Here is a 23,941-nt window from a genome sequence, read left to right on the forward strand (position 1 = left end):
GGGCGCTGTTGAAGGGCGTTGTCCTTGGCCTTGCGGCTGACAGGCATCCCCTTGCGGGGGCCACCAACACCAAATGAATAGCCCGGCTGCGAGAGCCGGGATGGCAGGCTTATACAGGGCCGCGCGGGGGTGTCAACGTGAAAACGGCCTCGGGCGGAGCGCACGGCAGGGGGCGCTGCCCCCCCGCCGCCTGCGGCGGCTCCCCCCGAGGTATATGGCGCGAGAGGAAGCGCCCGTCAGCCCGCCGGGGCGGCGCGGGAGATCTCGTCGCGCAGGATGCGGGCGATGAGGGCGCAGTCATCGAGGCTGAAGGTCAGCGGCAGGCGCATGTCGAGTATGGCGCGCAGGATGCGGTCCGTCTTTGGCATCGGCGCGCACGGGGCGTAGCGCCAGCTGTCGTAGCGGGAGGTGAAGGCCACGGGTTCGGCGCCGCCGAACCACTTCAGATCCACACCGCGCGCGGCACAGCCTTCGAGCACGGACGCGATGGCCTCGGGCGGCCAGTCCAGCAGCAGGAACTGGAAGGAGGAGCCGACGTAGGCCTCGGCCTGCGGGCGTTCGATCAGGGTCAGACCGGGGGTGCCGCGCAGGCCCTGCTCCACCACCTGGTAGCGGGCGTTCCAGGCGGCGCATTGGGCATCGAGCCGGGCCAGCTGCGGGCGCAGGATCGCGGCGCGCAGGTTGTCCATCCGGCCCGAGATGTTGGGTGTGTCGTAGCGCAGGCTTTCATAGGTGCTTTCGGGCGGGCCGGCGGGGTGGCGGCCATAGAGCATGTAGCTGCCCGAGAGCATGGTGGCGCGGGCCATAGCCTCGGCGTCGTCGCTGACGAGGAGCCCGCCCTCGCCGGAATTCACGTGCTTGTAGGTCTGGCAGGAGTAGCAGCCGAAGATCCCGTCGCGGCCCGAGAGCCGGCCGGCCCAGCGCGCGCCCATCGTGTGGGCGCAATCCTCGATCACCTGCACCCCGGCGCGGGTGCAGAGCGCCATGAGGGCGTCCATGTCGCAGAGGTGGCCGCGCATGTGCGACAGCAGCAGCACCCGGGCGCCGCTGGAGCCGATCTTCACGGTGAGATCGGCGAGATCGATGGTGAGCGCCTCGGTGACCTCGACGAAGACAGGCACGCCGCCCACCGCGGCGATGGCGCCGGGCACCGGTGCGAGGGTGAAGGCATTGGTGAGCACGGGCTCGCCGGGCTTCACGCCCAGCGCGCGCAGGGCCGTGGCCAGCGCGTAGCCGCCCGAGGCCACGGCAAGCGCGTATTTCGCGCCCATCTGCGCGGCGAACTCCAGTTCGAGCTGCGCGGTTTCGGAGCGTTCGCCCGGGGCCTCGTTGTAGCGGTGCAGGCGTCCGTGGCGCATCACGGCGACGGCCGCGGCGATCCCCTCTTCGGGGATGGGCTCCTGCTGGGTGAAGCTGCCGGTGAAGATTTCCTGCTCGGGCATGGCGCTCCCTTTCCGATCCGCCTGTCTGGACCGCGCGAGAGTGGACGCAGGCGGAGGCGGCGTCAACGGCGGGCGTGCCCTCGGGAGCGGCGCGACGCGGGGCGGCATGTCGCAGGCGGGGGGCGGGAATGTCGACTTCGGTCAGGCAGGGCCGCGGGCGCCGTGGCAGGATGGCGGCATGGACATCGACACGCTCCTGCGCTCGCTCGCCTGTGAAGATCTGCCGCCCGAGGTGCAGGCGCGGGCCGGGATGTGCCTGCTGGATCTCACCGCCATCGCCGTGGGCGGGGCGCAGCTGCCGATGGCGCGGCTCATCGCCGATCACGCGCATGGGCAGTTCGGCGGCCCCTGCCCGCTTCTGCTGGACGGCCGCGGCGCCTCGCCCGCCGGGGTTGCGCTGGCGGCGGGCATGACGGTGGACGCGCTGGACGGGCACGACGGCTACAACCCCGCCAAGGGCCACGCGGGCTGCGGGGTTTTCGCGGCCCTTCTGGCCTACGCGCAGGCCACGGGCCGGATGGATGGCCCGGCCTTCCTTGCAGCGCTGGTAGCGGGCTACGAGGCGGCCTGCCGCATCGCGGTGGTGCAGCACGCAAGCGTGCCCGACTACCATACCTCCGGCAGTTGGGTGGCGGTGGCCTGCGCCGGCCTTGGCGCGCGCTACCTCGGGCTGGGTGGCACCGCGCTGCGCCACGCCATGGGGATCGCGGAATACCACGGGCCGCGCAGCCAGATGATGCGGGTGATCGACCACCCCACGATGCTGAAGGACGGCTCCGGCTGGGGCGCGATGGCGGGTGTGTCGGCGGCCTATCTCGCGCAGGCGGGCTTCACCGGCGCCCCGGCGCTGACGGTGGAAGCGGCCGCAGGCGCGTTCGACGATCTCGGGCAGCGCTGGCTGATCCTCGAGCAGTATTTCAAGCCCTACCCCGTGTGCCGCTGGGCCCATGCGCCGGTGGAGGCCGGGCTGGCGCTGCGCCGCGCCCACGGGCTTTCGCCCGCGCAGATCCGCGCCGTGCAGGTGGAGACCTTCCATGAATCGGTGCGGCTGGCAAAAGCGGAGCCGGCCACCACGGAGGAAGCGCAGTATTCCACCTCATATCCGCTGGCGGTGGCGCTCGTGCGTGGGCGGATCACCCCGCAGGACGTGGATGGTCCCGCCCTGCTGGACCCGGAGATCCGGCGCCTCGCGCAGGCCACCACGCTCCTGGAGCATGAGAAGGCCAACGCAGCCTTCCCCGGCACGCGACTGGCGCGGGTGACGCTCACACTTGCGGACGGCCGGCATCTGCGCAGCGATTGGCACCGCCCCCGCTGGGACGGCGACAGCCCGCCGTCAGAGGCCGAGATCCGGGGCAAGTATCGCGAGATCGCGGAGCCTGCCCTGGGCCGGGCGCGCGCCGGGGCCCTGGAGGCCACGGTGCGCAACCTGCCGCGGGACGGGCTTGCGCCCTACCTTGCACTGATGTCTCAGCCGATCAGCCGGCGCACCAAGCCCGCAAGCCCCGAGTAATCCTCCAGCAGCCCCTCCGGCGCCATGGCCTCCACCGCACGCCCCTCGGGGCCGAAGGTGACCAGCACGCAGGGCACGCCGGCTGCGCGGGCGGTCTCGCGGTCCGTCACCGTGTCGCCCACCAGAAGCGACTGCGCCACGGCCCCGCCCACGCGAGCGACGGTTTCAAGGTAGGGCTGCGGGTTGGGCTTGCGCACCGGCAAGGTGTCGGCCCCGACGAGGGCGGCGAAGAGATCGCGCACGCCGAGCCGCGTCAGCAACTCTTCCGCGAGCCCTTCCGGCTTGTTGGTGCAGACGCCCACGCGGTAGCCTGCGTCCAGCAGCGCACGAACCGCCTCCGCGGCGCCGGGATACATCTCCGTGTGGGTATCGATGTTCTCGCCGTAGCTTTGCAGCAGGCGCGGGTATTGCGCTTCGATGGCGGCCGTCGCATCACCGGGCGCCACGCGGGAGAAGCCCAGCGTGAGCATGGCGCGGCCGCCCCGGAAGGCGGTGGCGGCATCGGCGATCGGATCCAGAACGTCGCCATGGCCGAGATCCCGGAAACAGGCGTTGGCGGCGGCGATGAGATCGCGGCTGGTGTCCGCAAGCGTGCCGTCCAGATCGAAGATCACCGTTTTCATGTGGCCCTGCCCTTTCCCGCCTGCGTCGGCATGTTTCCGCCGCGCCTTGCAACAGGCGGTAAACTCTTTTGACCCCCTGCGCCCTTGCGGCTTTCGCACAGACGGATAGAACGGGCGGCAACCGAAAGAAAGAGTGCAGTTTCATGCCCATTGCCCTGATCATTCTCGCCGCCGGCCAGGGGAGCCGGATGAACTCGGACCTGCCCAAGGTCCTGCACCCGCTCGGGGGCGCACCGCTGCTGGCCCATGCGATGGACGCCGGCGCGGCGCTGATGCCCGAGAAAACGGTGGTGGTGGCGGGCCACGGGTTCGAGGACGTGGCGAAGGCGGCGCGGGCGCACGATCCAGAGGCGATCGTCGTGCGGCAGGAGTCGCAGCTGGGCACCGCCCATGCGGTGGCGCAGGCGCGCCAGGCGCTGGAGGGCTTCGAAGGCGATGCCGTTGTGCTCTATGGCGACACCCCTTTCATCCGCCCCGAGACGCTTGAGGCGATGCTCGCGGCCAAGGCCGGCCATCCGCTCGTCTTCCTCGGCTTTGAGGCCGCCGAGCCCAAGCGCTACGGGCGCTTCATCACCGAGGGCGACAGCCTGCAGCGCATCGTCGAATACAAGGACGCCACCGAGGCCGAGCGCGCCATCACCCTTTGCAACTCCGGCGTTCTGGCGGCGGATGCGCAGGTGATGTTCCGGCTGATCGAAAAGGTCGGCAATGACAATGCCGCCGAGGAATACTACCTGACCGATCTCGTGGCCCTCGCCCGCGCCGAGGGGCTGGGCTGCGGCTACGTGACCTGCGACGAGGCCGAGACGCTGGGCATCAACACCCGCGCCGAACTGGCCGCGGCCGAGGCGCTGCTGCAGGCGGCCAAGCGCACCGAAGCGCAGGAGAACGGCGTCACGCTGGTGGCGCCGGAAACGGTTTTCTTCGCCCATGACACCTACCTCGGCCGCGATACGGTGGTGGAACCCAACGTGGTCTTCGGCCCCGGCGTAACGGTGGAGAGCGGCGCACAGATCCGGGCCTTCAGCCATCTTGAGGGCTGCCATGTTTCTCGCGGAAGCGTCGTCGGGCCCTACGCCCGCCTGCGCCCGGGCGCGGAACTGGCCGAGGACGTGCGCATCGGCAATTTCGTGGAGGTCAAGAACGCCCGGCTCGACGAGGGGGCGAAGGTCAACCACCTCTCCTACATCGGCGATGCCGCCATCGGCGCCCATACCAACGTGGGCGCGGGCACGATCACCTGCAACTACGACGGCGTGTTCAAGCACCGCACCGAGATCGGCGCGCGCGCCTTCATCGGCTCCAACACCATGCTGGTGGCCCCGGTCAAAGTGGGCGACGAGGCGATGACGGCCTCGGGCTCGGTCATCACCTCCGACGTGGAAGCCGGCGCGCTGGCCGTGGCCCGCGCCAAGCAGGCCGTGAAACCGGGGCTTGCCCGGCGGATGTTCGAAAAACTCAAGGCCGCCAAGGCCCGCAAGGCGAAAGAGCAGGAATAATGTGTGGAATTGTAGGGGTCCTCGGGGATCACGAGGCCGCGCCGATCGTCGTGGAAGCGCTCAAGCGGCTGGAATACCGGGGCTACGACAGCGCCGGCATCGCCACGGTGAACAACGGCAGGCTGGATCGCCGCCGCGCGGTGGGCAAGCTCGTCAACCTCTCCGATCTGCTTGTGCATGAGCCGCTGGCCGGCAAGGCCGCCATCGGCCACACCCGCTGGGCCACCCACGGCGCCCCCTCCGTCACCAACGCGCACCCGCACCAGGCCGGGCCCGTCGCCGTCGTCCACAACGGAATCATCGAGAATTTCAGGGAGTTGCGTGCCGAACTGAAGGCGGCCGGCCTGAGTTTCGTCACCGAGACCGACACCGAGACCGTCGCCCTGCTCACCCAGCACCACATGGCGCAGGGGCTCAGTGCCCGCGAGGCCGCCGAAAGGACGCTGGGCCGGCTGGAAGGGGCGTTCGCGCTCTGCTTCCTGTTCGAGGGCGAGGACGATCTCCTGATCGCCGCGCGCAAGGGCTCGCCGCTGGCGATCGGCCACGGCGAGGGCGAGATGTTCGTCGGCTCCGACGCCATCGCGCTCGCGCCGATGACGAGCGAGATCACCTATCTCGAAGAGGGCGACTGGGCGATCATCACCCGCACGAGCCTCGAGATCCGCGATGCCGCCGGGCAGTTGGCCAACCGCGCGAAGAAAACCATCCAGATCGATGCCAGCCGCGTCGAGAAAAGCGGCTACAAGCATTTCATGGCCAAGGAGATCGCCGAGCAGCCCACGGTGTTGGGCGAGGCGGTGGACCATTACATCTCCAAGGACGGCAAAGGCGTGAGCTTCGCGGCCGAAGGGCTTGATTTCACGCAGTTCGACCGGATCACAATGGTGGCCTGCGGCACCGCCTTCTACGCCTGCCTGACGGCGAAATACTGGTTCGAGCAACTGGCCCGCCTGCCGGTGGAAGTGGATATCGCCTCGGAGTTCCGTTACCGCGAGCCGCCGGTGGCTCCGCGCACGCTGGCGATCTTCGTATCGCAGTCCGGCGAGACGGCCGACACGCTCGCCGCGCTGCGCTACATGGAGGGCAAGGCCGCGAAGATCCTTTCCGTGGTCAACGTGCCGGAAAGCTCCATCGCGCGGGAAAGCGACGTGGCCCTGCCGATCCTCGCCGGGATCGAGGTCGGCGTGGCCTCCACCAAGGCTTTCACCTGCCAGCTCAACGTGCTGGCCCTGCTTGCGCTGAACGCCGCCCACGCGCGCGGCGAAATCAGTGACGCCGCGCTCGGCGATCACCTTGCTGCCTTGCGCAACCTGCCGGGGCTGATGAACCACGCGCTGGGGGCGAGCGACACCATCGAAGCGCTCTCGCGCGAGTTGGCCAAGGCGCAGGACATCCTGTTCCTCGGGCGCGGCGCGATGTATCCGATCGCGCTGGAGGGCGCGTTGAAGCTCAAGGAAATCAGCTACATCCACGCCGAAGGTTATGCGTCGGGCGAGCTCAAGCACGGCCCGATCGCGCTGATCGACGAGAACGTCCCGGTGATCGTCATGGCCCCGCGCGACGCGCTGTTCGACAAGACGGTCTCCAACATGCAGGAGGTCATGGCGCGCGGCGGCAAGGTGCTGCTCATCACCGATGCCGAGGGGGCGAAACAGGCCGGCGATGACGTCTGGCGCAGCGTGATCCTGCCGGAAATCCCCGATCTTCTGGCGCCGATCCTCTACGCGATCCCGGCGCAGCTGCTGGCCTATCACACCGCCGTCGCCAAGGGCACCGACGTGGACCAGCCGCGCAACCTCGCCAAATCGGTGACGGTGGAATGAGCCCGCAGGCCGCATTGGCCGAGCTGGAAGCGCAGGGCAACGCGCAGAAGGCCGGTGAGATGGCGGCCTATCACAAGGCCGCGCGGCGTTACCTAGGGGTGTCCAACCCGCAGATCGACGCCGCCGTGAAGGGCTGGCGCGCCGCCCTCTCCGTGGAGGCCCGCGTGGCGCTGGCCGATGGGCTCTGGGCCACCGACGTGCACGAGGCGCGCGTGGCAGCGGCCAAGCTGCTCACGCAGGCCCGGCTGCGCCCCGATGCGGGCGCATGGGGCGTGATCCGCGGCTGGGTGCCGGATTTCGACGCCTGGGCCGTGGCCGATCACGCCAGCATCGCCGGCCAGAAGCGGCTGGTGGCAGACCCCGCCCGGCTGGACGATGTGGAAGCCTGGGTGACATCGGAGCACATGTGGAGCCGCCGCGCCGCTCTGGTGATGACGTTGCCCTGGGCCAAGATGAACAATCCGAAACCCCATGAACTGGAGGCGCGCGAGCGCATCCTCGGCTGGGCCGCCGGCTACGTGACGGATCCGGACTGGTTCATCCAGAAGGCGGTGGCCTGGTGGCTGCGCGATCTTTCCAAGCGCGCGCCCGAGCGGGTGGCAGCCTTTCTCGAAGCCCACGGCGCGGCGATGAAGCCCTTCGCCCGCAGGGAAGCGGCGAAATACCTGCCCTGAGGCCCCGGCACTCTAACCGCGCGCGCGCAAATCCCGGCGCATGATCTTTCCGGTCGCCGTCATCGGCATCTCGGCAATGCGCTCCACGCTGCGCGGCGCCACATGGGCGCTGACCTGCCGGCGCACCCGCGCGATCAGCTCCGCCTCAAGCCCGGCCCATTCGGCGCCTTCGCGCAGCACGACGTAGGCCTTCACCGCTTCGGTGCGGATCGGATCGGGCACCCCCACCACCGCGGCGGCCAGCACGTCGGGGTGGCCGGCGAGGCAGTTCTCGATCTCGGTGGGGCCGATGCGGTAGCCCGCCGAGGTGATCACGTCATCGTCGCGGCTGCCGTAGGTGATGTAGCCCTCGTCATCCATCCGCCCCAGATCGCCCGTCTTCAGCCAGCCGTCCACGAACTTGCGCGCCGTCGCCTCGGGCTGGTTCCAGTAGCCGAGGAACATCACCGGGTCAGGCGCCTTCACCGCGATCTCGCCCTCCTGCCCCGCGGGCAGCGGCCTGCCTTCGGCATCGATGATGGCCACCTCGTGGCCCGGCAGCGCACGGCCCATGGTACCGGGCTTGATCCGCATCATCTCGGGATTGGCGGAGACGACGAGGTTGCATTCGGTCTGGCCGTAAAGCTCGTTGATCGGCGCGGAGAGCTTCGCCCTGCCCCATTCCAGCAGGTCCGCGCCGAGGCTTTCGCCGCCGGAACTGACGGAGCGCACCCGCAAGCCGGGCGGCACGCTCGCCTGCCGCATCAGCCTCAGCGCGGTGGGCGGCAGGAAAAGCGTGGTAAGGGATTCGTCGCGGATCAGGCGGAAGGCGGCATCGGGATCGAACTTGCGCATCCGCCCCGATACCTGCGGCACACCATAGTAGAGGCAGGGCATGGCCATGTCCATGAGCCCGCCGATCCAGGCCCAGTCCGCCGGCGTCCAGCCCACGGCGCCCGGTTGCGGGAAATGCATGTGCCCGATCTCCATGCAGGGCAGATGCCCCAGCAGGAAGCGGTGGGCGTGCAGCGCGCCCTTGGGCGGGCCGGTGGTGCCGGAGGTGTAGATCAGCACGGCAGGATCGTCTGAACGGGTGTTCACCGGCGCCCTCAGCGGCTGCGCCCGCGTGATCGCCTCCGAAAAACTGCGCACCGGTGCAGCCGCCTTCTCCGGCCCGGTGCAGTAGATCGCCGAGAGCGGCGCATCGAGCGCGGTGGCCTTCTCGAGGTTGGCCGGATCGGTGACGAGGATCTTCGCGCCGCTGTCGGCGAGGCGATACTCCAGCGCATCGCGGCCGAAGAGCGTGAAGAGCGGCAACACGATGGCGCCAAGCTTCATCGCAGCGAAATGGGTGATCAGCACCTCGGGCCCCTGCGGCAGCAGCACCGCGACCCGGTCCCCGCTGGAAATACCGTCCGCGGCCAAGGCGCTGGCGAGCCGGTCCGACGCCGCCTTCAGCGCGCCGTAAGTCCAGCGTTCGCGGGCGCCGGCCTCGGTGACATGGGTCAGCGCGAGCTTTTCCGGCTCCATGCGCGCCCAGCGGTCGCAGCAGGCCTCCGCGATGTTGAAATGCGCCGGCACCTGCCAGCGAAACCGCGCCTGCGCTTCGCTCCAGTCCCAGCTCGGATCGATCAGGCGCCAGGGCTCAGCCGCCGTAGACATCGAGTTCCGGCAAATCGGTGAGCGGCACTTCGAGAAGCCGCATCGCGGCGAGCGAAAGGCGGCTGCCCGCCGAGCGCGCGGCGTCCAGCGGGCGCAATTCCACGGCAACGCTCTTGCCCGTGGCAACGCTGGTGATGCGCCCCGGCCCGGGCTTGGCGGCGAGCGGCGTTTCCAGCCAGAAGCCGCCGAGCGTGGGATCGCCGAGCGAGGCCACGGTGCGGCCCAGCAGCGCCTCGCCCGCCGGCGCCGCGACCACCTCGGCCTCGGCGCGTTCGGCGGCGGTGGTGGTGTCGAAGTCCTCGACGGTGACGGCATTCTGCGGCGCCACGCGGGCCTCGGGATCCGCCGCGACGACCTCGGGCGGCGGCGCGGAGGCCGTCGTCGGCGCTTCGATCGCCGCGCAACCCGCGACCAGCGTCAGCGCGAGGGCGGGGAAAATCGGGAGTCTCTTCAACATGCGCCAAGCCTAGGCCCCGGAAAAAGCGGGATCAATCCCGTGCTTGCCCTTGGGCGATTTGCCTCCTACCTTTTCGCCCATGAGCCAATTGATAGACCCCTTCCAGCGCGCCATCACCTACCTGCGCGTCTCGGTGACGGACCGCTGCGATTTCCGATGTGTCTACTGCATGTCGGAAAACATGACCTTCCTGCCCAAGAAGGAGCTTCTGACGCTGGAGGAGTTGGACCGGCTCTGCTCGGCCTTCATCGGCATGGGGGTGAAGAAGCTGCGCATCACCGGCGGCGAGCCGCTGGTGCGCAAGGGGATCATGACCTTCTTCGAGGGCATGTCGCGTCATCTCGACTCCGGCGCGCTCTCCGAACTGACGCTCACGACCAACGGCAGCCAGCTGGCGAAATTCGCCCGGCCGCTCGCCGACGCCGGGGTGCGCCGGATAAACATCTCGCTGGACACGCTGGACGAGGCCAAATTCGCCGAGATCACCCGCTGGGGTCGGCTGGCGCAGGTGCTCGACGGCATCGAGGCCGCCCAGGCCGCCGGGCTTCGCGTGAAGATCAACACCGTGGCGCTGAAGGGGTTCAACGAAGACGAGCTGTTCACCCTTGCGGATTGGTGCGCCAGGAAAGACATGGATCTCACCTTCATCGAGGTCATGCCGATGGGCGACATCGGCAACGAGAACCGGCTCGGGCAATACTGGTCGCTGAAGGATCTGCGCGCGCGGCTGGCCGAACGCTTCACCGTGACCGATCTCGCCGAGCGCACCGGTGGCCCGGCACGCTACGTGCGGCTTGAGGAGACCGGGCAGAAGATCGGCTTCATCACGCCGCTCACCCACAATTTCTGCGAAAGCTGCAACCGCGTGCGCATCACCTGCACCGGCGAGATCTACACCTGCCTCGGGCAGGAAGGCAAAAGCGATCTGCGCGCGCCGCTGCGCAGGCACCCCGAGGATGACGCCCCGCTGCAGGACGCGATCCGCGCCGCCATCGGGCTCAAGCCCAGGGGGCATGATTTCGATTATTCCCGGCAGGAACTCGGCGGCCAGATGAGCCGCCACATGAGCCACACGGGCGGCTGACCCCATTCAAACAAGGGGGCGCTGCCCCCGCCGCCCTTGCGGGCGCCTCCCCCGAGGTATTTGGGGCGAGAGGAAACGCCCGACTTTGTTCTTCAAATATCCCGGGGTGCGGGGCAGAGCCCCGCGAGAGACGGCCCCGTCAGGCCGCCGGCATCCGGGTTTCCACGATCTCGGCCCACCAGGAGCAGCCGGCCGGGATGGCTTCATCGTTGAAGTTGTATTCCGGGTGGTGCACGGCGGCGGTGTCGCCGTTGCCGACGAGGATGTAGGCCCCGGGGCGCTCTTCGAGCATGTAGGCGAAATCCTCGCCGCCCATCACGAGGGGCGCGTCATCGCAGGCGCCGGAGACCTTGCGGGCCACTTCGGCGGCGAAGGCGGTTTCGGCTTCGCTGTTCACCATCACCGGGTAGCCGCGCATGTAGTTTACCTCGGCCGCGCCGCCCAGTGCGCCGGCGGTGCCTTCGCAGATCGCCTTGATGCGGGTTTCCGCCAGGTCGCGGATCTCGGCGTCCAGGGTGCGCACGGTTCCGCGCAGGGTGACCTTCTGCGGGATCACGTTGAAGGCCTTGCTGTCGCTTTCGATGCTGGTGACCGAGACGACCACCTGCTTCACCGGATCGGTGTTGCGGCTGGCGATCGTCTGCAGCGCGGTGACGATCTGGCTCGCCATCACCACCGGATCCACCGTTTCCTGCGGCTTGGCCGCGTGGCCGCCCCGGCCCTGCACCTCGATCTCGAAGGTATCGGTGGCGGCGAAGAAGGCGCCCGGGCGGATGGCGAAGCTGCCCACCGGGCGGCCCGGCCAGTTGTGCATGCCGTAGACCTCCTGGATGCCGAAGCGCTCCATCATGCCGTCTTCGCACATCTCGCGGCCGCCGCCGCCGCCTTCTTCGGCGGGCTGGAAGATCACCACGGCGGTGCCGTCGAAGTTGCGGGTTTCGGCGAGGTATTTCGCGGCGCCCAGCAGCATGGCGGTGTGGCCGTCATGGCCGCAGGCATGCATCGCGCCCGGCGTCTTGGAGGCGTAGTCCAGCCCCGTGGCTTCCTGGATCGGCAGGGCATCCATGTCGGCGCGCAGGCCCACGACCTTGCCTGAGGTGTTGCTCCTGCCCCGGATCACCCCGACGACGCCGGTGCGCCCGAGCCCGGTGACGACCTCGTCGCAGCCGAACTCCTTCAGCTTCTCGGCCACCACGGCAGCGGTGCGGTGGGTTTCGAACAGGATTTCGGGGTTTTCGTGCAGATCGCGGCGCCAGGCGGTGATTTCGTCCTGAAGCTCTGCAAAGCGGTTCTTGATGGGCATCGGGCTGCTCCTATTCTGCCAGGTGATCGACCAGCCGCCGCAGGAAGGCGGCGCCGGCGTCGAATTCGGTGAGGGTGATGTATTCGTCGGGCTGGTGGGCCTGGGCGATGTTGCCGGGGCCGCAGACGACGGCGGAGTAGCCGCCGGCCTGGAAATGCCCGGCCTCGGTGCCGTAGCTCACCACGTGGGTGCCGTTGTCGCCGGTGAGGCGGCGCACCAGAGCTTCCGCCGCGCCATCCTCTTCCGGGCGCAGGGCGGGCATGATGAAATCTTCCCGAACCTCGACGCCGGCCTCGGGGTGCCGGGCCCGCAGTTCGGCATCCAGCGCGGCGGCCTCGGCGCGGAAACGATCGGCCCATTCGGCGGCGGATTCGCCGGGCACGCTGCGGAAGGTGACGTCGAACCGGCAGGATTTCGCGGTGATGTTGTGGGCGGTGCCGCCGCTGATCTGCCCGACGTGAGCGGTGGTGAAGGGCGGATCGAACACCGCGGCGAGCGGCGTGGGGTCGGCGGCCTGGAGCGCGGCGTTCTGCCGGCGCACCCAGTCCACGAGGCGCGTGCCTTCGAGGATGGCGGACACCCCTTCGTGCAGCAGCGAGGAATGCACCTCGAAGCCGCGCACCTCCACCTGAAGGCCGGCCATGCCCTTGTGACCGGTCACCGCCTTCATCTCTGTCGGCTCGCCGATGATGGCGGCGGCGGCGCGGGGCAGTTTTTCGGCCATGGCCGCCACGAGGGGCGGCGCGCCGGTGCAGCCGATCTCCTCGTCGTAGGAGAGCGCGATCTGAAGCGGGCGTTTCACCCCGGCGCGCAGGGCCTGCGGCACGGCGGCGAGTGCAAGCGCGCAGAAGCCCTTCATGTCGCAGGCGCCGCGCCCGTAGAGCCGGCCGTCGCGCTCGGTGAGCGTGAAGGGATCGGCGGACCACGCCTGCCCCTCGACGGGCACCACGTCCGTGTGCCCCGACAGAACGACTCCGCCCGCCACTTCGGGGCCGACGTTGGCGAAAAGCGCGGCCTTCGTGCCGTCAGAGTTGTAGACCCGGTGCGCGGGGATGCCGAAGCCCGCGAGATAGCCCTCCACCCAGTCGATCAGCGCGAGGTTGCTTTCGCTGCTGACGGTGGGAAAGGCCACCAGCCTTTCCAGGATCTCGCGCGCGGTCAGTTCCTTGTGCACGGCTGCCTCCTGCCCGTCCGCCGGTTCCGCTGCCGTTTTCGCATCAGGATCGGAGCACGAAATGGCCGGGCGACACCTCGTCATACTGCGAGGGACCGGGTTCGTGGCCCACGGGGAAGATCGGCGAGGGAATCGGCTTGAAGTTCAGCTCCCGCTCGCTCTTGCGCTGGCGCGGATCGGCGATCGGCACCGCCGAGAGCAGCGATTGCGTGTAGCTGTGGCGCGGATCCTCGAAGATCGCGGCGCGGGGGCCGATCTCGACGATGCGGCCCAGATACATCACCGCCGTCTGGTGGGAGACGCGCTCCACCACGGCCATGTCGTGGCTGATGAAGAGCATGGCGATGCCAAGCTCGGCCTGAAGCTCCATCATCAGGTTCAGCACCTGCGCCTGCACCGAGACATCGAGCGCGGAGACGGCCTCGTCGGCCACGATCAGCTTGGGGTTCAGCGCGAGCGCGCGGGCGATGGCGATGCGCTGGCGCTGGCCGCCGGAAAGCTCGTGCGGGTAGCGTTTCATGAAGCTGCGCGGCAGGTGCACGCGGTCAAACAGCTGGGCCACGCGATCAGTGAGTTCGGATCCGGAGGCGATGTTGTAGTTGCGCAGCGGCTCGGAGACCTGATCCATCAGCCGCACCTGCGGGTTGAGCGAGGCGAAGGGATCCTGGAACACCATCTGCATGTCGCGCCTGGCCTTCAGCAGGCCCTTCTGATCCAGCGCCATGATGTCGGTGCCGCCGAGCCGGACCTCGCCGCTCATCGGCTCCACCAGCCGCAGGATCGAACGCCCGCAGGAGGATTTGCCGCAGCCGCTTTCGCCCACGAGCGAGAGCGTCTCGCCGGCGTTGAGCCGGAAGGAGACATCCTCCACCGCGTGGACATTGGCCACCGTGCGCCGCATCAGCCCCTTCTTCACCGGGAAGCGGGTGGTGAGGTTCTTCACCTCCAGCAGCAGTTCGCCGGGGGCGGCCTTGGGCGCCTTCTTCGTCCAATCCGGGGTTTCCTGCCCCATGATGCGCATCGGCTCGGGTGCGGGCTTGCCCTTCATCTCGCCGAGGCGCGGCACGGCAGCCAGCAGGGCCTTCGTGTAATCGGCCTTCGGGTTCTCGAAGATCTCCTCGACGCTGCCCTCTTCGACCATGTTGCCGCGATACATGACGACGACGCGATCGGCCATCTGGGCCACGACGGCCATGTCGTGGGTGATGAAGAGCACGGCGGTGTTGTGTTCGCGCTTCAGGCGGTCGATCAGGGCGAGGATCTCGGCCTGGATCGTCACGTCGAGCGCCGTGGTGGGCTCGTCGCAGATCAGGATGCGCGGCTCGCAGGCCATGGCCATGGCGATCACCACACGCTGGCGCATCCCGCCCGACAACTCGTGCGGGTATTGCTTCATGCGGCTTTCAGGCTCCGGAATGCGGACCTGCCGCAGCAGTTCGATCGCGCGGGCGTTGGCCTCCTTCTGGCTCATCTTCTTGTGCAGCTTCAGCCCCTCGGTGAGCTGGCGGCCGATGGTGAAGACCGGGTTGAGCGAGGTCATCGGCTCCTGGAAGATCATGCCGATCTCGTTGCCGCGGATGGCGCGCATCTTCTCGGGTTCGGCCTTGGCGAGATCCAGCGTCTGGCCGTCGCCGATTCGGAACAGCATCGAGCCTTCCGCGATCCGGCCGCCGCCGAACTCCACGAGCCGCATCATCGACAGCGCCGACACCGATTTGCCCGAGCCGGACTCGCCCACGACGCAGAGCGTCTCACCCGGTTGAATCTTATAGGAAACATCCTCCGCACCGACCACGAGGCCGGCATTGGTGTCGAATTCCACACGCAGGTTGCGGATATCGATGAGAGGTTCGTCGAGCATGTGTTGTCACCCTGTTGATCTGGCCCGAACGCTAGCGAGGGCGGCGGGAAATTGTCAAACGGATGCACGCACCCGCCGGGGCCGGTTCCCGCCTGCTCGCCTCGTGGAGCCGGGCGATTCGCCACCCTTTCGCGCAGAGTTGCACATATAGTTGGCAATGTTAACTAACGCACACAAGGGGATGTCGGCCGCTCGGGCGCAGCCCCTTTACAAAAGTCGCGAAGTGGTCAGACTACGGGCATTCGCTTGCTCGATGAGCAGTGATCGGTGTCAACTCCACCGCACGTATCGCGGGCATTGTCAGGGAGCTTCGAAACAGTGTCAGAACTGCCGGGCGCACCATGAGGCCGTCCGCGACGAACGTGAAAAACGATTTTCGGGAGCAACCCGAAAACGGGGAAATCCAACAAGGAGAGTCTTGAATGAACCTCAAAGCAACCCTTCTGGGCGCTGCCGCCGCCTTTGCCATGGCGCCGATGGCCATGGCCGAGCGTGGCGCGGACGGCCATGTGAACATCATCTACTGGCAGGCGCCCTCGATCCTGAACCCGTTCCTGTCGGGCGGCACGAAGGACATCGAATCCGCCTCGCTCATCATCGAACCGCTGGCCCGCTACGATGAAACCGGCACGCTGGTGCCCTGGCTGGCCGAAGAAGTCCCGACGGTGGAAAACGGCGGCGTCTCCGAGGATCTGACCTCCATCACCTGGAAGCTGAAGCCGGGCATCCTGTGGTCCGACGGCACCCCCTTCACCTCCGCCGACGTGAAGTTCACCGCCGACTACTGCATGCACCCCGAAGGCGGCTGCGCGCAGCTGACCAAGTTCGAAGGCGTGACCAGCGTGGAAACGCCGGACGAGCTGACCGTGGTGGTGACCTTCGACAAGCCGACGCCCTTCCCCTACGGCCCCTTCGTGGGCGGTGAGAGCCCGATCCTGCAGGCCGCGCAGTTCGCCAACTGCATGGGAGCCAAGGCGCCCGAGTGCACCGAGCAGAACTTCAACCCGATCGGCACCGGCCCCTTCGTCGTCACGGATTTCCGCCCGAACGACGTGATCTCGATGGAAGCCAACCCCAACTACCGTGACCCGAACAAACCGGCCTTCGCGACCCTGACCTTCAAGGGCGGCGGCGATGCGACGGCCGCGGGCCGCGCGGTGATGGAAACCGGCGAATTCGACTACGCCTGGAACCTGCAGCTCGCGCCCGACGTGATCGCCGGCATGGAAGCCGCCGGCAAGGGCACCGCCGTGGCCGGCTTCGGCCCGCTGCTCGAGCGCATCATGCTCAACAACACCAACCCCGATCCGGCCCTCGGCCCGGACGAGCGCTCCGTGGTGCGTCCGCACCCGTTCCTCTCCGACCCGGCCGTCTACAAGGCCATGTCCATGGCGATCGACCGCCCGCTGCTGGTGGAAGTCGGCTACGGCAAGGCCGGCCGCGTCTCCTGCTCCTGGGTTCCGGCCCCGGCGGCCTACGCCATCGAGGTGGAAGGCTGTGACGTGCAGGACATCGCCGGCGCCAACGCGCTGCTGGACGAAGCCGGCATCGTGGACACCGACGGCGACGGCATCCGCGAGAAGGACGGCGTGCCGCTGAAGGTCCTCTACCAGACCTCCACCAACGCCGTGCGCCAGGACTTCCAGGCCCTCATCAAGCAGTGGTGGAGCGAGATCGGCATCGACACCGAGCTGCGCAACATCAACGCCTCCGTCTTCTTCGGCGGTGACCCGGGCTCCCCGGACACCTTCCAGAAGTTCTACGCGGACGTGGAAATGTATGCCAACACCTTCAACGGCACCGATCCGCAGACCTATCTCGGCAACGCGCTGTGCGACAAGGCGCCCTCTCCGGCCAACCAGTGGCAGGGCGAGAACATCTCCCGCTTCTGCTCCGAAGAGTATGACGCGCTGCACGCCAAGCTCGCCACCACGGCGAACGCCGAAGAGCGCGCGGAGATCGCCAAGAAGCTCAACCGCATGGTCGTGGAAGGCGGCGGCATGATCCCGCTCGTGCACCGCGGCCGCCTGTCGGCCCACGCCAACAGCCTCGGCGGCGTGAAGCTGAACGTCTGGGACTCCGAACTCTGGAACGTTGCCGACTGGTACCGTATCAAGTAAACCAACCGCCGTCGCGCCCCCGCCCCTCGCGGGCGGTGCGGCGGCACCCTAGCCGCGGGTCTTTCCCCTCATGCTCACCTTCACAATCCGTCGGTTGATCCTCGCGATCCCGACGCTGCTTTTCATCTCGCTGGTGATCTTCCTGCTTCTCCAGCTCGCGCCGGGCGATCCGATGGCCCAGGTGCCCCTGACCGTGCCCCCCGAAGTGAAAGAGAAGATGCGCCAGGCGCTCGGCCTCGGCCAGCCCGTCTATGTCCAGTACTGGAAGTGGATCGTGCAGTTCTTCTGGATCGAACCGCAGGTTCTGATCGACAACATCTTCGGCACCAGCCTCACAGAGGGCAAGCTGCGCGTGATCAGCTGGCAGACCCGCTCGCCGGTGATGGACATCGTCTACCAGCGCCTGCCGCAGACGCTCTGGGTGGTGGGCGTGGCCTACCTCGTGGGCATCCTGATCGCCCTGCCCATCGGCATCTACTCGGCCTACCGGCAGTATTCCGTCTTCGACAACGCCGGCACCTTCGTCACGATGGTCGGCTTCTCCGTGCCGCCGTTCTTCTCCGGCGTGCTGGTGATCGTGATCTTCGCGGTGAACCTCGGCTGGTTCCCCTCGATCTACGACACCACGCACAAGGTGACGGACTGGGCGAGCTTCAAGGTGCAGCTGAACCAGATGTTCCTGCCCGTCATGGTGCTGGCCCTGCAGATCACCAGCCAGATCAGCCGTTTCATGCGCGCCTCCATGCTCGACAACCTCAACCAGGACTACGTGCGCACCGCGCGCGCCAAGGGCCTTAGCGAATGGACCGTGGTCATGACCCACGTGCTGCGCAACTCGATGATCCCGGTGGTGACCGTGATCGCCCTCGGCATCCCCTCGATCTTCGGCGGCGCCATCATCACCGAGCAGGTGTTCAAGGTGAACGGGATCGGCCAGCTGCTGATCACGTCGATCCAGGCCAACGACCTGCCGATGGTACAGACGCTGACCTTCATCTTCGCGGTGCTGATCGTGCTCTTCAACCTTGTCGCCGACGTGCTCTACGGCATTCTTGACCCGAGGATCCGCTATGACTGATACCGTGCAACACGTGGAGCAGACCGAGGCGTCCCGCAGCCAGTGGTGGGATGTCTGGGATCAGTTCAAGAGCCACCGCGGCGCGCTCGTGGGGCTGGTGATCTTCGCCATCATCGTCTTCGGCGTCACGCTGGGGCCCTTCATCTGGCGTGCCGATCCGCAGGCGATCCCGCCGGTGGTGGAGATGATCAAGCAGCGTGACTACCGCCCGATCTACACCGCGCTGTGGGACAGCGGCGCCAAGGTCAGCTGGGCCAACCCGCTGGGCACCGACAACCTCGCCCGCGACAACCTCGCCCGCCTGATGTATGGCGGCCGGGTCTCCATCGCGGTCGGGCTGACGGCGATGGTGCTTTCGATCGTGCTGGGCACGGCGATCGGCGTGGTGGCCGGGTATTTCCGCAAGTTCGACGGCCCGCTGATGCGCACCACGGACCTGTTCCTGGCGCTGCCGCTGCTGCCGCTGATCCTCGTGGCCTCGCTGCTGTTCCGCGAACCGCTGTCGGCCATGTTCGGCGTGGAGGGCGGCACCTTCGCCCTGATCGTGGCGCTGATCGGCATCACCAGCTGGATGCAGACGGCGCGGATCGTGCGCGGCGATGTTCTGGCCCTGAAGGAGCGCGAGTTCGTGCTCGCGGCGCGCTCCATCGGCACGCCTGCGCGGCGGATCATCACCAACCACATCCTGCCCAACATCATGAGCCCGATCATGGTCTCCGCCACGCTGGGCATCGCCTCTTCGATCATCACCGAAAGCGCGCTCAGCTTCCTCGGCTTCGGCTTCCCGCCGGATTTCCCCACCTGGGGCCGGCTGCTGAACGACAGCGTGGACCGCATGGTCTCCTACCCCGAGCGGGTGATCTGGCCGGGGCTGGCGATCTCGCTCACGGTGCTGAGCGTGAACTACATCGGCGACGGCCTGCGCGACGCGCTGGACCCGCGCATCCGCGGCCGCTGAGGCGCCCGCTTTCTTCGCAAACGTCAAGGCCGCGCCCCGTCAGGACAGGGCGCGGCCTTTTCCTTTCCGGCTTCCGTTCCGGCCGCCCGGCTTGCACCGGGCAGCGGCGATCACTCGCTGATCAACTCGATCTCGCCGGGGCGCCAGGTGCCGTCGAACCACGGCTCAAGCGGCCCGTAGAGCCGCATGATCGTGTTCCACCCCTTGCCGGGCACCGTCTGCAGCCAGTTGCTCTCCTTGCCCTCGGGCGCCACCGGCCCGAAGTAGACATCCGTGGAGCCGTCCGCGTTCTGCACCACGCCTTCGGTGTTGGAGCCGATGGCCGGGAACTGCGCATCCGTCTGCAACATGGAGCGGGTCTGGTTGTCATAGAGCGTGAAGGACCAGAAATCCTTGGCCGGCGGATTGGCCGGGACGGTCAGCTTGTAGGTCTTGCCGCCATCCAGCGCGTTGCCGTCAGAATCGCGGTAGGTGAAGGCATATTGCGAGCCCTTGCCCACGGCCTTCACCGCCATCGCGGGCGTGATGCCCGTGGCGTAGAAGTGGAAGGCCGCGCGGAAATCCTGCAGCGTCACCCCGTCCAGCACCCAGGTGTAGGCCCCGCCGGGGAAGGCGTTCTGCCAGTAGCTTTCACCCGGATACCAGTAGGCGCGCTCATCGCGCGGCTTGGAGATCAGCGTCTTCACCGTCACCGCGCCCGCCGAGGCCGCCTTCTTCAGGATGCCCTGCATCCGCTCGTCCGGCTCGAAGGGCTGGCCCTTCACGATCCCGATGGCGGCCAGATGGCCCAGAAGCTCCGGCTCCTCACCGAACAGCGGCTCGTTCTGGATCACGGTGTTGATCTCCTCGAACATCCGCTCATCCATCACGTGGATGGTGTTGAACTCCTTGCCCGAGACGTTCACGAAATTCAGCTCCGGCGGGTTGTCCGCCTGCGAGAGCGGGTAGAGCTTGAATGTCTCCTGCGTGGCCTTCACCGCTTCCTCTGTGGAGCCGTCCACCGTGTAGCCGCGCCACATCACCCAGTGGCCGTAGGTGTTGGTGGGCACGACGGCCGTGTAGCCGCTCTCGTCCACCTCGCCGTCGTAGCCCGGCGGCAGGATCAGGAACTTGCCACCCTGCCCTTCGTCGGGGCCGAGGTTGCCGAAATCCGTGACGTATTTGAACCAGCCGTCGTTGAGGAAACCGAGCACGTTGGGCGGAGTTTCCATCACCATCGGTTCATCGCCGAGCTGCAGCCACATCGTCTGGTAGACGCTGGTGGTGTTGGGGGTGAGGAAAAGCGCCTTGGAATCCATCAGGTCCGCAAATTGCAGAACCGTGGTGTTGGCCGGGCCGAAAGCCTCGATCCCACGCCGCATGGCGTCCATCGAAGCGATCTTCACCCCGTCCATGTAGGCTTGGTAGGCGTGGTGGAAATCCAGCAGGGTGTAGATCTTGTCGGTGGTCTCCGCATCCGGCACCCCGTCGAAGAAAGTCAGATTGCCCAGCTGGGTTTCGATGTTGTCGGGCGTAGTGATGCCGTCCGGGATCTCCGTGGTCATCGCCATTTTCGGCGGATCCTGCGCGAGCGCGCCGCCCGCAAGCCCGATCGCGAGGGCAAACCCGCCCGCGGCGGAATAAAGATGATTCATGTTTCCTCCCATCTGATTTCTCTGCGTTTCCTTCTCATCGGCCCTGCACGTTGCCGGAAAGCGGCGTGTCCGGATAAAGCGTGCTGAGCCAGATGCGTTCCAGAGCCGCAAGAACGGCGCCACGGTCCGCCATCGGCGGCCGCCCGAAAGCCTGGATCAGTGTTGCTGCATCCATCCGGTTGAGCGCCCGCGCAACCGCAGACGGCTCGAAGGGCGCGATCAGCCCCAAGGCTTGATCCCGCGCGATTCTCTCCGCCACCAACTCGTCGAATGCACCGATGAACCCTTCCCAGACATCTTCCAGCCGCGCGTCCTGCGTCGCCGCATCCGAAACCGCCCTCAGGATGAACCCTTTCTCCGCCCCGACCGCAACCAGTGCCGCGAGGCTGTGCCGAAGGCCCTGGGCCGGGTCTCCGACCTCTGAAAACCACGGCTGCGCGCCGGTGACGATCCCCTCCTTCACCTCGTCCAGCAAGGTGGCCATGAGCCCATGGAGATCGTTGAAATACTGGTAGAACGTCGCACGGCTGGCGCCGGCGCTCTTCATCAGCTCCGCCACAGTGAGCTCGCGAAACGGGCGCAGCCGCAGGAATTCACGCGCGGCATCCAGAATGGCGGCCCGTGTCCTCTCGGACTTGCTCAAGCGCGGCGAAAGGCCTGTGACCGCAAGATGCGTCCGCCTTGGGGAGCCTATATCTGACATTGTGTTAGATTTATTGACCCAGCGTCAGAAATCAAACGAATTTGGTTCAGACGCCATATGCGGCGGTCAATGCATCGCCTTGCGGATCCGCCGAACCACCCACCAGACCGCGATCACCACGAAGGGCACGAGCCCGGCGGTGAGCAGGCTCTTCTCCACCCCCGCCCCCTTGGCCAGCGGCGCCAGCGCATAGGCCAGCAGGTTCACCGCGTAGTAGCTGATCGCCACCACCGACAGCCCCTCCACCGTCTGCTGCAGACGCAGGGCAAGATCGGACCGGCGATCCATGCTCGCCAGCAGCGCCTGGTTCTGGGCGGCGCGGGCCACGTCCACCTGGGTGCGCAGCAGTTCGGAGGCCCGCTGCGCCCGCGTCGCGAGGCTTTCCAGCTGGCTGCGCGTGCTCTTCACGGTGCGCATGGCCGGATCGAACCGGCGCATCATGAACTCGCCGAAGGTCTGCCAGCCCTCGTAGCGTTGCTCACGCAGCACCTCGATGCGCTGGTTCACGATGGCCTCGTAGGCCCCCGTCGCCCCGAAGCGGAAGCTGCTGCGCGCCGAGAGCCGCTCGCCTTCCGCCGAGATCTCCATGAGCCTGTGCAGCGAGGTCTCGGGCATCGCCTCGCCTGCGTCGAGCCCCGTCACCAGCTCCGAAAGGCGCCGATCCAGCGCGCCCAGGTCCGGCTGCATCTCCCGCACCCGGCGGAAACCCAGCATCGCCATGCTCTTGTAGGTCTCGATCTCGCAGAGCCGCTGAACGACGCGTCCCGCGCGCTGGCTGCCCGTGCCCGGCGCGAGGAACACGGCAAAGCGCATGTGGCCGGCCGGATCGATGCGGAAATCGCCCGCGATCACCGCCGCCGCATCCAAGACCTGCGAAACCGCGAGGCTTTCGTCCACGAACCATTGGCCCAGCTGCGCCCGGATCGCGGCGGGATCGGCCTCCTCGACCACATGCAGCAACGCCGATGTCATCCGCACGCCCGGCGCCGCCGCCAGCCAGTCCGGCGGGAATACCTCGAAGAGCGCCGGATCGAACGCCCGCCCCGTCGGCCCCTCCATGAAGACGGTATAGGTGACGAACTCGGTGTGGCTTTCCCACTTCAGCCGATGCGCGCCGATGGCGCCCGAATAATGCGTCGCCCCCGGCTGCGGGTGCGGCGCCCCGTAGCGGTCCAGAAGCGCCAGCAGATGGGCCACGTCGGCCCCCCTGTCCCGCCCGGCGGCATTGTGCTCGCGCTTGATCGCCAGGAACACCGCCTGCCCCGGCGCCTTCAGCGTGGGAAAGGGGCGCGCGTGCAGTTCGTTGGCCAGCGCGTAGCGGTCCGGATGGTCCGCGATCTGGGGCATGAATTGCGCCATGAGGCCTCCTGTGGTTAATGCCGCAGGGTAAAGCAATTGCGGAATTTGTAAATAATTCCTCTATTTCATGGCTTTATGTGAATACATTCGTATACCGGCCGCTTCCGGGGCGCGCCGGTGCCCTGGATCCCGCCCCCGGCAAGGAGACACCCATGCTCGCCGGCCTCGCCCTTGGCCTCCTCGTGCTGATCCTCGCCCTCGCCGCCTGCTGGCTCCTGGCCCGCCCCGCGTGGATGGGGTTCGAAGGCAAGACCTTGTGGGACTGGCTCGCCGCGCTGATGAATGCCACCGTGCTGGGCATCGGCACGCTCATGGTCGGGCTGCTGCTGAAGCAGGCCGAGGAAAACCGGATCCAGGAGGCCGGCCTCCAGGCCTATTTCGACCGCATGGCGGCGCTCCACGTCCAGCAGGCGCTGCCCGCGCCCCAGCGCGATGCCGTGGCCCGCGCCCAGACGAGCGCCATCCTCGCGGTGGTGGACGGCCCCCGCGCCGGCCGCGCGCTGCGCTTCCTCGACGAACTCGGCACGCTGGAGCGCCACGTCGCCACGCTCGAAGGCGCCCGGCTCTCGGGCGCGGAACTCAAGGGCATGCGCTTTCGCCGCCTCGATTTCGAAGAGGCCGATCTCTCGGGCGCCGACATGGAATACGGTCGCTTCGACTTTGCCGACTTCGAAGACGCGGACCTGCGCGGCGCCGATCTGAAACGCAGCACGCTGGCGGGCGCCCGCTTCGACGGCGCACACCTCTCCCGCGCCGACCTCGAAGACGCCGACCTGCGCGGCGCCGAACTCTCCGCCGCCAGGGGCCTGAAGCGCGGCCAGCTCGCCGCCGCCTGTTTTGACGCCACGACGACCCTGCCCGAAAGCCTCGCTGGACTCGCCCCCGATCCGGCCCGCTGCGCGGCGATCGACGGCCCCTCGGGCAACTGAAGCTTCCTCTCGCTCCAAATACCTCGGGGGGAGTCCCGCAAGGGACGGGGGGCAGCGCCCCCCCTG

General features: G+C 67.7%; 19 protein-coding genes. 9 read left to right on the top strand and 10 right to left on the bottom strand.

Features of this window, described 5'->3' with window-relative positions:
- Window positions 1–236 precede the first annotated feature (236 nt).
- Window positions 237–1,442, bottom strand: coding sequence for a DegT/DnrJ/EryC1/StrS family aminotransferase (locus tag PSA7680_RS06040; RefSeq protein ID WP_085867766.1), 1,206 nt, complete (start codon window positions 1,440–1,442; stop codon window positions 237–239).
- Window positions 1,443–1,620: 178 nt separating this feature from the next.
- Here PSA7680_RS06040 and PSA7680_RS06045 point away from each other — a divergent pair, with 178 nt between their 5' ends.
- The gene (locus PSA7680_RS06045) at window positions 1,621–2,955 is read left to right on the top strand and encodes an MmgE/PrpD family protein (protein WP_085867767.1); all 1,335 of its coding nucleotides are present in this window, start codon (window positions 1,621–1,623) and stop codon (window positions 2,953–2,955) included.
- Here PSA7680_RS06045 and PSA7680_RS06050 read toward each other — a convergent pair.
- Complete coding sequence (locus PSA7680_RS06050; protein ID WP_085867768.1) at window positions 2,913–3,578, bottom strand: HAD-IA family hydrolase; 666 nt, start codon at window positions 3,576–3,578, stop codon at window positions 2,913–2,915. The two genes, PSA7680_RS06045 and PSA7680_RS06050, sit on opposite strands and share 43 nt — an antisense overlap.
- Window positions 3,579–3,721: 143 nt before the next feature.
- Between PSA7680_RS06050 and glmU the strand changes: the two genes are divergently transcribed.
- From glmU to PSA7680_RS06065, 3 genes are read left to right on the top strand one after another with little or no spacing between them, the layout of a single operon-like run.
- Window positions 3,722–5,077, top strand: a complete 1,356-nt coding sequence (glmU, locus tag PSA7680_RS06055; protein ID WP_085867769.1) for a bifunctional UDP-N-acetylglucosamine diphosphorylase/glucosamine-1-phosphate N-acetyltransferase GlmU — start codon at window positions 3,722–3,724, stop codon at window positions 5,075–5,077.
- Entirely contained in the window at window positions 5,077–6,900 is a 1,824-nt protein-coding gene (gene glmS, locus PSA7680_RS06060) for a glutamine--fructose-6-phosphate transaminase (isomerizing) (RefSeq protein WP_085867770.1), read from the top strand. The genes glmU and glmS overlap by 1 nt, the downstream gene beginning before the upstream one ends.
- Window positions 6,897–7,574, top strand: a complete 678-nt coding sequence (locus tag PSA7680_RS06065; protein ID WP_085867771.1) for a DNA alkylation repair protein — start codon at window positions 6,897–6,899, stop codon at window positions 7,572–7,574. The genes glmS and PSA7680_RS06065 overlap by 4 nt, the downstream gene beginning before the upstream one ends.
- A 12-nt stretch (window positions 7,575–7,586) precedes the next feature.
- On the opposite strand, the gene PSA7680_RS06070 is transcribed toward PSA7680_RS06065, so the two are convergent.
- Both PSA7680_RS06070 and PSA7680_RS06075 read right to left on the bottom strand, forming a co-directional pair.
- Window positions 7,587–9,215, bottom strand: coding sequence for an AMP-binding protein (locus tag PSA7680_RS06070; protein WP_085867772.1), 1,629 nt, complete (start codon window positions 9,213–9,215; stop codon window positions 7,587–7,589).
- Entirely contained in the window at window positions 9,199–9,672 is a 474-nt protein-coding gene (locus PSA7680_RS06075; protein ID WP_085867773.1) for a hypothetical protein, read from the bottom strand. Before PSA7680_RS06075 ends, PSA7680_RS06070 begins: the two co-directional genes overlap by 17 nt.
- A 79-nt stretch (window positions 9,673–9,751) precedes the next feature.
- On the opposite strand from PSA7680_RS06075, the gene moaA reads away from it, so the two are divergent.
- Window positions 9,752–10,756, top strand: a complete 1,005-nt coding sequence (gene moaA / locus PSA7680_RS06080; protein WP_085867774.1) for a GTP 3',8-cyclase MoaA — start codon at window positions 9,752–9,754, stop codon at window positions 10,754–10,756.
- A 139-nt stretch (window positions 10,757–10,895) separates the two neighbouring features.
- On the opposite strand, the gene PSA7680_RS06085 is transcribed toward moaA, so the two are convergent.
- Genes PSA7680_RS06085 through PSA7680_RS06095 form a run of 3 tightly spaced genes read right to left on the bottom strand, consistent with a single transcriptional unit; the run spans window position 10,896 to window position 15,094 of the window.
- Window positions 10,896–12,059, bottom strand: a complete 1,164-nt coding sequence (locus tag PSA7680_RS06085) for a M20 aminoacylase family protein (protein ID WP_085867775.1) — start codon at window positions 12,057–12,059, stop codon at window positions 10,896–10,898.
- A gap of 10 nt (window positions 12,060–12,069) precedes the next feature.
- Window positions 12,070–13,233, bottom strand: a complete 1,164-nt coding sequence (argE, locus tag PSA7680_RS06090; protein WP_139838566.1) for an acetylornithine deacetylase — start codon at window positions 13,231–13,233, stop codon at window positions 12,070–12,072.
- A 43-nt stretch (window positions 13,234–13,276) separates the two neighbouring features.
- The gene (locus PSA7680_RS06095) at window positions 13,277–15,094 is read right to left on the bottom strand and encodes an ABC transporter ATP-binding protein (protein WP_085867777.1); all 1,818 of its coding nucleotides are present in this window, start codon (window positions 15,092–15,094) and stop codon (window positions 13,277–13,279) included.
- 422 nt (window positions 15,095–15,516) lie between these two features.
- On the opposite strand from PSA7680_RS06095, the gene PSA7680_RS06100 reads away from it, so the two are divergent.
- The 3 genes from PSA7680_RS06100 (at window position 15,517) to PSA7680_RS06110 (ending at window position 19,250) form a co-directional block, all read left to right on the top strand.
- Entirely contained in the window at window positions 15,517–17,214 is a 1,698-nt protein-coding gene (locus tag PSA7680_RS06100) for a peptide ABC transporter substrate-binding protein (protein ID WP_085867778.1), read from the top strand.
- Between the two features lie 70 nt (window positions 17,215–17,284).
- The gene (locus PSA7680_RS06105) at window positions 17,285–18,292 is read left to right on the top strand and encodes an ABC transporter permease (protein ID WP_085867779.1); all 1,008 of its coding nucleotides are present in this window, start codon (window positions 17,285–17,287) and stop codon (window positions 18,290–18,292) included.
- Entirely contained in the window at window positions 18,285–19,250 is a 966-nt protein-coding gene (locus PSA7680_RS06110) for an ABC transporter permease (RefSeq protein ID WP_085867780.1), read from the top strand. Before PSA7680_RS06105 ends, PSA7680_RS06110 begins: the two co-directional genes overlap by 8 nt.
- 110 nt (window positions 19,251–19,360) lie before the next feature.
- Here PSA7680_RS06110 and PSA7680_RS06115 read toward each other — a convergent pair whose 3' ends face one another.
- From PSA7680_RS06115 to PSA7680_RS06125, 3 genes are all read right to left on the bottom strand, one after another.
- Complete coding sequence (locus PSA7680_RS06115; protein ID WP_139838567.1) at window positions 19,361–20,884, bottom strand: DUF1254 domain-containing protein; 1,524 nt, start codon at window positions 20,882–20,884, stop codon at window positions 19,361–19,363.
- 34 nt (window positions 20,885–20,918) lie between these two features.
- Entirely contained in the window at window positions 20,919–21,527 is a 609-nt protein-coding gene (locus PSA7680_RS06120; RefSeq protein ID WP_176244087.1) for a TetR/AcrR family transcriptional regulator, read from the bottom strand.
- A gap of 126 nt (window positions 21,528–21,653) precedes the next feature.
- The gene (locus PSA7680_RS06125) at window positions 21,654–22,934 is read right to left on the bottom strand and encodes a DUF3422 family protein (protein WP_085867803.1); all 1,281 of its coding nucleotides are present in this window, start codon (window positions 22,932–22,934) and stop codon (window positions 21,654–21,656) included.
- 164 nt (window positions 22,935–23,098) lie between these two features.
- Here PSA7680_RS06125 and PSA7680_RS06130 point away from each other — a divergent pair, with 164 nt between their 5' ends.
- Window positions 23,099–23,875: a pentapeptide repeat-containing protein gene (locus tag PSA7680_RS06130; RefSeq protein ID WP_139838568.1), complete on the top strand. Its 777-nt coding sequence runs from the start codon at window positions 23,099–23,101 to the stop codon at window positions 23,873–23,875.
- Window positions 23,876–23,941: the final 66 nt, after the last annotated feature.

It is taken from the genome of Pseudoruegeria aquimaris, from assembly GCF_900172235.1.
Classification (GTDB): Bacteria; Pseudomonadota; Alphaproteobacteria; order Rhodobacterales; family Rhodobacteraceae; genus Pseudoruegeria; species Pseudoruegeria aquimaris.